7 protein-coding genes are annotated in these 7,104 nt (G+C 73.7%); 2 read left to right on the top strand and 5 right to left on the bottom strand.

Annotated features, from left to right (window positions below):
* A partial coding sequence (locus KME80_RS49055; RefSeq protein ID WP_372455464.1) for a WD40 repeat domain-containing protein occupies nucleotides 1–1,199 on the top strand: 1,199 nt, incomplete at its 5' end.
* On the opposite strand, the gene KME80_RS49050 is transcribed toward KME80_RS49055, so the two are convergent.
* A complete protein-coding gene (locus KME80_RS49050) occupies nucleotides 1,181–1,771 on the bottom strand; it encodes a TetR/AcrR family transcriptional regulator (RefSeq protein WP_219519688.1) in 591 nt (196 codons plus the stop codon). The two genes, KME80_RS49055 and KME80_RS49050, sit on opposite strands and share 19 nt — an antisense overlap.
* A 76-nt stretch (nucleotides 1,772–1,847) precedes the next feature.
* Between KME80_RS49050 and KME80_RS49045 the strand changes: the two genes are divergently transcribed.
* Nucleotides 1,848–3,005, top strand: coding sequence for an FAD-dependent monooxygenase (locus tag KME80_RS49045; RefSeq protein ID WP_219519686.1), 1,158 nt, complete (start codon nucleotides 1,848–1,850; stop codon nucleotides 3,003–3,005).
* On the opposite strand, the gene KME80_RS49040 is transcribed toward KME80_RS49045, so the two are convergent.
* From KME80_RS49040 to KME80_RS49025, 4 genes are all read right to left on the bottom strand, one after another.
* Nucleotides 2,908–3,792, bottom strand: a complete 885-nt coding sequence (locus KME80_RS49040) for a DMT family transporter (protein ID WP_219519677.1) — start codon at nucleotides 3,790–3,792, stop codon at nucleotides 2,908–2,910. The genes KME80_RS49045 and KME80_RS49040 overlap by 98 nt on opposite strands.
* 100 nt (nucleotides 3,793–3,892) lie before the next feature.
* A complete protein-coding gene (locus KME80_RS49035) occupies nucleotides 3,893–4,264 on the bottom strand; it encodes a VOC family protein (protein WP_219519674.1) in 372 nt (123 codons plus the stop codon).
* Between the two features lie 36 nt (nucleotides 4,265–4,300).
* Entirely contained in the window at nucleotides 4,301–6,499 is a 2,199-nt protein-coding gene (gene secA2 / locus KME80_RS49030; protein WP_372455463.1) for an accessory Sec system translocase SecA2, read from the bottom strand.
* 131 nt (nucleotides 6,500–6,630) lie between these two features.
* Nucleotides 6,631–7,104: DMT family transporter (locus tag KME80_RS49025; RefSeq protein ID WP_219519663.1), on the bottom strand; the 474-nt coding region annotated here is incomplete at its 5' end.

The following is a 7,104-nucleotide window of genomic DNA, read 5'->3' as shown; positions in this document are numbered from 1 at the left end:
TGGCCGGGGCCGCGGCGCTCGTGCTGGCCGCGGTGCTCGCCTGGCAGGGCGGCGCCGCCGAGGGGCGGCTGGAGCAGGCGATGGCCAAGGTGGCGGCGTCCCGGGCGGAGGCGGCGCGCGGGGCCGACCCGGTGACGGCGCGCAAGCTGGCGCTGGCCGCGTGGCGCCTGGCGCCGGTGGCCGAGGCCGGGCGGGCGCTGGTGGGGGCGGCGGCGGACCCGGCGGTGGACGGGTTCGCCGACCCGTACGCCACGGACCGGTCGCTGCACGCGCTGTCGGGCGACGGGAGCAGGCTGGCGTCGCTGGCGGGCGGGACGCTGCGGGTGTGGGACGTGACCGGGCGGCGGCTGGTGGCGTCGGCGGCGGGGCCGGAGCGGAACGTGCGGGCGATGGCCTGGGCGCCGGACGGGCGGACGCTGGCGCTGGTCGGCGTGGACCGCTCGTACCTGTGGAACACCGGCTCCGGCCTGGGCGTGGGGCGGCCGTTCGGGCGCGGGCTGGGCGCGCCGGGCGAGCAGGCGGCGTGGTTTAGCCCGGGCGGCGGGCTGCTGTTCGCGGCGGCGCGGCAGTCGGGCGAGCGGTGGGCCTGGGACCTGCGCGGACGGCGGGCCACGCTGGTGGGCGAGTACGCGGTGGCGGGGCCCGAGGACCGGGTGGCGCTGGTGTTCGCCGGCAACCGCTCGCACCTGCGCTACCTGGCGACGGGGGCGACGACCGCGCGGCCGTGGCTGGACCGGATGCCGTGGGAGTACACGGCGTTCGCGCCGGACGGGACGCGGGTGGCGATCGCGGAGGAGGGCGGCGTGCAGGTCTACGGGCTCGACGGGGTGCCGACGCTGCCGTTCCGGCTCCAGCCGTCGCCCGGGCATCCGGTCTTCAGCGCCGACGGGCGGGTCCTGGCCGCGACGGGCGGCGACCGGGTGAGCGCGTGGCGGCTGGCCGACGGCAGGCTGCTGGCCGACCGGCGGGTGCCGTCGCCGGGGACCGACCGCCCGGCGCAGGCCGCTCTCAGCGCGGACGGGCGCCGCCTGCGCGTGCTGGCCGGGCGCGGCACCGTGCTCACGATCGACCTGGCCCGCTCCCCCGCCCCCGGCGACCCCGAGCGGGCCGCCGCGACGGTCTGCGCCCGGTACGGCGGGCTGTCGCGCGCGGAGTGGACCCGCCACCTGCCCGAGGTCCCTTACGTGGACGCCTGCTGACCACGAGGCCCCGATCCGCCGCCGAGCATGCCGGCCAGCAGCTCGCCCACGGCCTCGCGGAGCTCGTCCAGCGACGGTTCGGTCCCAGCTCCGGCGATCGCGTCGAACATGATGCCCTCGCCGAACGCGACGAGGCGGTGGCCGTGCCGTACCGGATCGGCGGACCCGGCGGCGGCGAGCAGGGCGACGGCGGGGTCGCGGAAGCGGCGGCCGGCCCGGTCGTAGATGCGGCGCAGCTCGGGCCGCCGGGTCGCCTCCAGCGCGAGCTCGTAGCGGGCCAGCGTGCGGCGGCGGTCGCGGAGCTGGACGTGGAGCACCCGGGCCAGGAGGTCGGGCAGCTCGGCGGCGGTCGGCGGCCGGCCGGCCAGGCCGTCGGCGAACACCTCCGTCTCCAGCTCGGTCAGCCGCGACAGCGTCAGCTCCAGCAGCGCGGCGCGGGTGCGGGCCAGGTTGGACGTCGAGCCGGGCGGCAGCCCGGCCGCCTCGTCGACGGCGCGGTGGGTGAGGCCGCGCATGCCCCGCTCGGCCAGCAGGGTGATCGCCGCCTCCGCCACGGCCTCTGAACGCTTCACGAACCGGATACTACAGTTGTAGTCGAGACTACAGCCGTAGTAGCGTGAAACTACAGACGTAGTTGAGGAGTGGGGAATGAAGGCTGTAGTGATCGGCGGCGGCATCGGCGGCCTGGCCGCCGGCATCGCGCTGCACCGCGCGGGCTGGCACGTGGACGTGCTGGAGAAGGCGGCCAAGCTGGAGCCCGTCGGCTCCGGCCTGGCCGTGGCGTCCAACGGGCTGCGCGCGCTCGACGTGCTCGGCCTGGGCGACCGGGTGCGCGAGCTGTCGAGGATGGAAGGCCAGGTGGGCATCCGCCGCCACGACGGCGCCTGGCTCACCCACACCACCGAGGACCGGGCGCGCGAGCTCTACGGCGACTCGATCGTCGTGCTGCTGCGGGCCAGGCTGGTCGAGCTGCTGACCGAGACGCTGGGGCCGGAGCGGCTGCGGCTCGGCACGGCGGTCACGGGCGTCGACGCCGCCACCGGGACCGTGCGCACCGACGCGGGCGAGCTGACCGCCGACCTGGTCGTGGCCGCCGACGGCATCCACTCGCGGGTGCGGGCCGCGCTCTTCCCCCGGCACCCGGAGCCGGTCTACGCGGGCGTGACCACGTGGCGGGGCCTGGCGCCCCGGCCGGACGGGCCGATCCGCAGCTCGGAGAGCTGGGGGCGGGGCACCGTGTTCGGCATCCACGCGCTGGACGACGAGCTGGTCTACTTCTACGCCACCGACCTGTCACCGGCCGGGGCCGCGGGCGGCGACGAGCGGGCGGAGCTGGTGCGCAGGTTCGGGACGTGGCACGCGCCGATCCCCGCCCTGCTGGAAGGCGCCCGGCCGGACCACATCCTGCGCAACGACCTCTACTACCTGCGCGAGCCGCTGCCCGCCATGCACGCGGGCCGGGTGGCGCTGCTCGGCGACGCCGCCCATCCGATGACGCCCAACCTGGGGCAGGGCGCCTGCCAGGCGCTGGAGGACGCGGTCGTGCTCGGCCACCTCGCGGGCGGCGACCTGGCCGCCTACACCGAGGCGCGGCTGCGGCGCACGGCCGACGTCGTGCGCAAGTCGATGGCGATCTGCCGGATCACCAAGGTGCGCAACCCCGTCGCCGTGGCGGTGCGCGACCGGGCGATGTCGCTGGCGAGCCGGTTCAGGCCCGATCTGATGCTGCGCTCAATGGACGAGATTCTGGGATGGCGGCCGCCTGTTTCGACGGGGAGTGATCGGGCGTCAGCCGGCCCAGCGTGATCGTGCCGGCGATGGTCAGCGCCGCCGCCAGCACCGCGGGCACGGCGGTGGCGGGGCTGGTCGGCAGCGGCTCGCCGAGCAGCAGCGCGCCGGCCAGCACCGAGGTGATCGGGTCGACGACCTGCACGCCCGCGTAGGCGATGCCGAAGTAGCCGACCGCGTACGAGCGCTGCAGCAGCACCGTGGCGCAGATCAGCAGCACCGGGATGGCCAGCGTGAACCAGTGGACCAGCCGCCCCAGGTCGCCCTCCATGCCGCCGCCGACCACCCGGACGAACGTGGACACGCTCGCCGTCGCCACGCCCGCGCTGACCGCCAGCAGCAGCGCCTTGTTCGCCCCCTTGGCGCGGATCGCGGCCACCTGCGTGACCAGCACGAGCAGCGCGATCACGCCGATGAACCCGAGCGCCGCCCCGTCACCCAGCCGGGGCGTGACGTGGTGCGACGGCACCAGCATCATCAGCCAGATCAGGCCCACGGCCACCGCGATCGAGCCGAAGATCTCTGCCTTGTACGGTTTGCGGCCGTACATGTACGCGGCCAGCGGCACCGCGAACACCAGTGTGGCCACGCTGATCGGCTGCACCGCCACCAGCGGAGCGAAGCTCAGCGCCACCGCGTGCAGGCACGCGCCGGTCAGGCTGATGATGCCGCCGATCCACCAGCGGGGCCGCCGGGTCAGCCTGAGCGAGGCGCCCTCCGCCACTGCCTCGAACTGTTGCAGCGCCGCGCCGACCGCGTAGCCCAGCGCCCCGGCGAGTGCGATGAGGAGGCCGACCCAGGTCATGGGCGCCCACGCAGGGGCAGAGATCCGTGCAAGAGCATTGCCTCAGCTTAGATGCGCAGCAATGCGCTCGAATCATCCTTTAGGCCAATCTTGGCCTACATCACTTCTCCGGGCAGACGCAGAACAGGTGGCCGTCAGGATCCCGCAGCACGATCCAGCCCACCCCCTCGTCCGTCACGCCCGGCTGGAACTCGGGCTTGGTCGCGCCGATCGCAACGTACTCCTCGACCGCCTTCTCCACGTCCGGGACGCGGAAGTCGAGATGGAACTGCTTGTCGGCGCTCGGCCACTCCACGGGCTTGCGATCGGGCACCCGGCCGAAGTAGAGCGACGTGGTGCCGTCGCTCACGGCCGCGTACTCGTCCTCCGCGTACGTGATGGGCAGGCCGGTCACCTGGTGGTAGAACTCGGCCGTCTTCCTGGGGTCGTCGCAGTCGATGGTGACCGCGATGAGATTCGCCTTCGTCGTCATGACCGTCAGCCTGTCAGCCGTACCTGCCATCCTCTGTCAGGTACGCGAACCGCCTTTGACCCGCTTGAGAATCCGGTCCCACTCGGTGCCGAACGGGTTGTCCTGCACCAGATAGGTCCAGGTCGCCTGCGGGCGCTTGAGATCGGGCTCGGGCGCCTCGAACGACTCCAGCGACCGGCGCTCCACCTCGGCCAGCAGCCGCTTGTACTCCGCCACCGCCTCCCGCTGATACTCGTCGACGGGGCTCATCCGGCCCAGCGCCCGCAGGTGGATGCCCTCGCGCAGGTCGGTGAGGAACGCCAGGTGCTCGGTCCAGCAGCGGTCGATCGCGTGCAGCACGATCTGCCTGGCCGTCTCCTCCCGGGTGTCCTCGGGCATCGACTCCCAGCGCTCCGGGTCGGCCTCCTTGAGCGCCTTGGCCGCCGCGTCGCCGTGCAGCACCTTGTCGCGCCACTCCAGGATGAGCTCGCGCTGCTGCTCCAGCAGCCGGGTGTAGCGCCAGGTGTTGCGGTGGATCTGCAGGTTGACGCCCTCCGCCACCCGCTGCGCGTGACCCACCAGGTAGGCGCCGCGCCGGTGCCTGACGATGCCGTCGGCGTCGGCCGCCGGCGGCCGCTCGTCCGGCGTGTACTGCGTGATCAGGTCGTCGCCCATGCTGACGAAGAACACCGAGCCGCCCGGGTCGCCCTGGCGGCCCGCCCGGCCGCGCAACTGGTCGTCCAGGCGGCTGCTGGAGTGGCGGCCGGAGCCGATCACGTACAGGCCGCCGAGCTCCGCAACGCCGTCGCCGAGCCGGATGTCGGTGCCCCGGCCCGCCATCTGCGTCGAGACGGTGATCGCGCCGCGCTCGCCCGCCCTGGCGATGATCGCGGCCTCCTCGGCGTCGTTCTTGGCGTTGAGCACCACCGGCTCCAGGTTGCGGCGCTGGAGCAGCATGGCCAGGTTCTCCGACTCGGCCACGTCGAGCGTGCCGATGAGGATCGGCCTGCCGGTCTCGTGCACCGCCTGGATCTCCTCGACCAGCGCCGCGTCCTTGTCGGGCACCGTCGGGTAGATGCGGTCGGGCTCGTCCTTCCTGACGCACGGCCGGTTGGACGGGATCACCGCGACCTTCAGCCCGTAGAACTCGCCGAGCTGCTCGCTCACCGCCACCGCGGTGCCCGTCATGCCGCACACCCTCGGGTAGCGCCTGATCAGGCCCTGCACGGTGATCGAGTCGAGGATCTCGCCCTTCTCGCTCGGCGGCAGCGCCTCCTTGGCCTCCACCGCCGCCTGCAGGCCGGCGGGCCAGCGCTGCAGCACCGCCACCCGGCCGCGCGAGGGGTTGATGAGCTGCACCTTGCCGTCACGCACGATGTAGTCGACGTCGCGGGTCAGCAGCGCGTGGGCGTGCAGGGCCAGGTTGACCTCGATCAGCGTGCCCGGCTCGTGCTCGTCGTAGAGCTCGACGCCCAGCAGGTTCTCCACCGTCTCGGCGCCCTTCGGCGTCAGGTAGACGTTGCGCGCCTGCTCGTCGATCTCGTAGTGGTAGCCCCGGATGAGCTGCCTGACCAGGGCCGCCAGCTCCGGCACCGCGTTGCCCGCGTCGGCCGCCCCCGCCATCACCAGCGGCACCCGCGCCTCGTCGACGAGCACCGAGTCGGCCTCGTCGATCAGCGCCACCTCCGGCTCCGGCACGATGATCTCGTCGGCCGACGTGCGCATCCGGTCACGCAGCACGTCGAAGCCGATCTCGCTCACCGGCCCGTACGTGACGTCCTTCGCGTAGGCGTCGCGCCGCTCCTCCGGGGTGGAGTTCTGGTCGATCCAGCCGACGGTGACGCCCAGGGCCGCGTAGAAGGGGGCCATCCACTCGGCGTCGCGGCGGGCCAGGTAGTCGTTGACCGACATCACGTGCACACGCCTGCCCTGCAGCGCGTAGCCCGCCGCCGCCATCGCCCCGGACAGCGTCTTGCCCTCACCGGTGGCCATCTCGGCCACCTTCCCGTCGAGGAGCGCGAGCGTCCCGAGCAACTGCACGTCGTACGGCCTGAGCCCGAGTGTGCGGTCGGCGGCCTCACGGGCGACGGCACAGAACTCGGCCAGGTCGCTCATGTCGGGCCTGGGCAGCTCATCCAGTTTGCCGATCCGGTCGGCGCGGGCGTGAGCCGCCTTCACGACCTTCTGGTACGGCGTCAGGGGGGTGCCTCCCGGACGGTCCAGCAGGTTCCTGACAAATCCTGTAATCGAGGCCACAGTTCCTCCAACGCACGCTCCGCCGCCACCGTTCCCCCGTACCGGCCCGTACCGGCGGCCTGGGAGCGGAGCGACGACACGACAGGCGTCGCCGTACGGACCCTAACCCATACGGCGACCCTGCCTCACGCTCACTCCTCCCGTGCCCGCGCCACCGCCGCCACCAGCAGCAGTACGCACCCCGCCCAGGCCGACGGCGACAGCCGCTCCCCGAACACCAGCACGCCCAGCACGGCCGCCCCCGCCGCTTCCCCCAGCGACACGATCGACACCGTCGTCGCCCGCAGCGCCGTCAACGCGCGGAAGAACAGCAGGTACGCCAGCGCCGTCGGCACCGCCCCCAGATAGGCGAGCAGCGCCACGCTCTGCCACCCGCCCACCGGGACCACCCCGCCGGCCAGCGCGAACGGCGCCAGGCACACCGCCCCCACGACGAACCCGCCCACGGCCATCCCCTGGGAGTCGTCCCGGTGCCGCCGCGAGTACAACGTCACCCCGGCATACCCGGCGGCCGACAGCAACCCGAGCCCCACCCCGGCCGGCGTCCCCTCCCCGGACGGCGTGGCGAGCGTCCCGGTGGGGGTGGCCGGCTCGGGGTGGGGGGT

The sequence above is a fragment of the Nonomuraea ceibae genome (assembly GCF_019396325.1).
Classification (GTDB): domain Bacteria; phylum Actinomycetota; class Actinomycetes; order Streptosporangiales; family Streptosporangiaceae; genus Nonomuraea; species Nonomuraea ceibae.
Note: the sequence above shows the minus strand (reverse complement) of the source record. Positions and strands in the feature narration are given on the sequence as shown.